Annotated in this window: 2 protein-coding genes; both read right to left on the minus strand. The window is 65.5% G+C overall.

Annotated features, from left to right (window positions below; all coding sequences use genetic code 11):
* Positions 1–8 precede the first annotated feature (8 nt).
* Positions 9–653: an oxidoreductase gene (locus RYH74_RS21400; RefSeq protein WP_075044479.1), complete on the minus strand. Its 645-nt coding sequence runs from the start codon at positions 651–653 to the stop codon at positions 9–11.
* 27 nt (positions 654–680) lie between these two features.
* The gene (locus RYH74_RS21405) at positions 681–2,414 is read right to left on the minus strand and encodes a C13 family peptidase (protein WP_025337556.1); all 1,734 of its coding nucleotides are present in this window, start codon (positions 2,412–2,414) and stop codon (positions 681–683) included.
* Between the last annotated feature and the right edge of the window lie 148 nt (positions 2,415–2,562).

Raw genomic sequence — 2,562 nt, forward strand, 5'->3', positions numbered from 1 at the left:
GGTAAAGCCTAATTCTTGCCCAACCTGCGCAACTCATCCGACTCCACAATCCGCACCCCGTCCTCTTCCTCCAGCGCCAGCCGCCACAGCGCCCGGGCCAAGGTACAAGCCTCGATCCCCCGATACTTCCCGGGTATCAGCTTGGCAAACGGCGAAGCCAACTGTTCGCCGAGCCGCGGCTCGACCCGCTCGCCCAGCAGCAACGATGGCCGCACGATGGTCAGCTGCGGCCAATCCTGGGCCTTGAGTGCCTCTTCCATCTCGCCTTTGACCCGGTTGTAGAAAACCGACGATTTCGGGTCGGCGCCCAACGCACTGACCACCAGCAGATGCCGTGCGCCCAACTCCCGGGCGCGCTTGCTGAACGCCACCACCATGTCCAGGTCCACCGCGCGGAAGGCCGATTCGGAACCGGCCTGCTTCAGCGTGGTGCCCAGGCAGCAGTAGGCGATATCGACCCGCCCGGCCAGCTGTGGAAGGAACACCGCCGGGTCGCCTACCGGGTTTTCCAGGTGGGGGTGCTCGGCCAGTGGCCGGCGGGTTGGCGCCAGTACGCGGGTGATGGTGGGCTCGTTGAGGAGGCGGTCGAGCAGGTGTTCACCTGTCAGACCCGTGGCACCGGCAAGCAGGACATGCTGAGGCGTCAAATACATGATGTCTCTCCCTCGTTACACACAAGCTTAGTGGTTGCCGGGCGTTTGCGCCTGTTCCCCCACGTTGGCCTGTGCGGCGTTACGCAATGCTTCTTCGGCCTGTTGCCGGCGCAGGTGCTGCCAGTGCTCAAGCACATTCGGCGGCGCCCACAGCTGCGGTTCAGAGGCCTCGAAACCTTCCCTTTGTTCTCTTTCGGCAACGCTGGCGCGCGCCAGTTCAAACGCCTGTTTCAGGTCGTCGGTCTGGTTCAGCGCTTCGGCGAACAGGGCATCGCCGAAGTAGGTGAAATCGGCTTCTTCCGAGCAACCGAAGGACACGCGGTCGGCCCGGGCGGCGGTCATGATCAGCGTGCGCTCATCCTTGAGCGGGGCGATATACCCCCCTGAATAGCACGCGGATATGACAATGACCTTGTCGCGGTCCTTCAGCGGTGCCAGGGCGCTGGCGAGTTCGTCGGCGGACAGGTCGGCCAGCTGCAGGCGCGGCTGGTCGAACACCAGCTGGTGGTCGTGGCTGCCATGGCTGGTGAGGTAGATGAACACCAGGTCTTCGGGGCCGCTGCGCTCGGCCAGGGTGCGGGCGGCGCGGGTAAGGTTTTCACGCGTGGCCATGGGGCGGGTGGTCATGTGATCGCGGTGGTTGACCAAGGTCACCTGGCCACGGGCGCCAAAGCGCACCTTGAGCATATTGCTGACGTAGTCGGCTTCACGCATGAACACGCTCTGCTGGCCATCGCCGCCCACCACCAGGCTGTACAGCTGGACTGCTGGTGCCGAGCGCGGTACCCGGGCCAGCGCCTCGTCCAGCAAACGGCCCTGGTTGAGCAGCGCCAGGTCCAGCGGGTCGGGCAACAGTTTGCCGTTCTGGTCCCGTACGCGCACGCCGTTGCTCCAGGTGCCGCTTTCGACCTTGCCGTTGGTCATGATCAGCCGACCCTGGCCGTGGTAGGCATCGTTGAGGAAGCCACCGATGTACTTGCTGCCGTCGGCCAGTTGCAGGCTGCCCTGGCCCGACAGGCGCCAGTCGGCGAAGGTGCCCTTGTAGTGGCTGCCATCGCTGCCCAGCAGTTCGCCTTCGCCGACCAGCGAGCCGTCCTTGAATTCGCCGATCCACACATCACCATCGGCATTTTCGTAGCGGCCACGGCCTTCCAGGCGGTTGTCCTTGAACTCACCGATGTACTGCTCGCCGTCGACGCTGTCGTAGGTGCCGCTGCCTTCCAGCTGGCCGTTGATGAAGTGGCCGCTGAACTGGTTGCCGCTGGCATCGCTGCGCACCCCGGCACCGTTGGGCTTGCCCTTGGCGAACAGGCCCTGGTAGCGGCTGCCGTCGGCCAGTTCCAGCTCGCCGGCGCCTTCGTACAGGTCGTCCTTGAACTGGCCGCGGTAGGTCTGGTCGGCTTGCTTGAGGGTGCCTTCGCCGTCGCGGCGGCCGTGGCTGAAGGTGCCAGCATAGTGGCTGCCCGGGGTATTCAGCTCACCCAGCCCCTGGAACAGCCCTGCGGCGAACTGGCCGCGGTACACCTCGCCGTTGCGGCCGTGCCATTCGCCCTGGCCGTGCCATTGGCCGTCCTTGAAGGTACCGGCGTACCAGCTGCCGTTGGGGTAGTCGATCCGTCCCTCGCCTTGCAGCAGGCCATCGACCACCTGCCCCCGGTACCGCCCACCGTCAGGCAGGCGCGCATCCGGCGGGAGCAGCGATTCGCCATCGCCGCAGGCGGCGAGCAGCAGGACCAGGGTGACGGGGAGCAGTGAACGCATGGCGAGAACCGGGCAATAGGTCTGCCGAGTATGACGCAGAATGGGATCCTGAAACAGCGAACGCATGTGCTGGCGCAGCTCTCGAGCCTGCACTGCATCCAAAAGCTGGCACGGAACCTGTGGGAGCGGGCGTGCCCGCGAACACCGG

The sequence above is a fragment of the Pseudomonas sp. LSJ-87 genome (assembly GCF_032971465.1).
Classification (GTDB): Bacteria; Pseudomonadota; Gammaproteobacteria; order Pseudomonadales; family Pseudomonadaceae; genus Aquipseudomonas; species Aquipseudomonas putida_Z.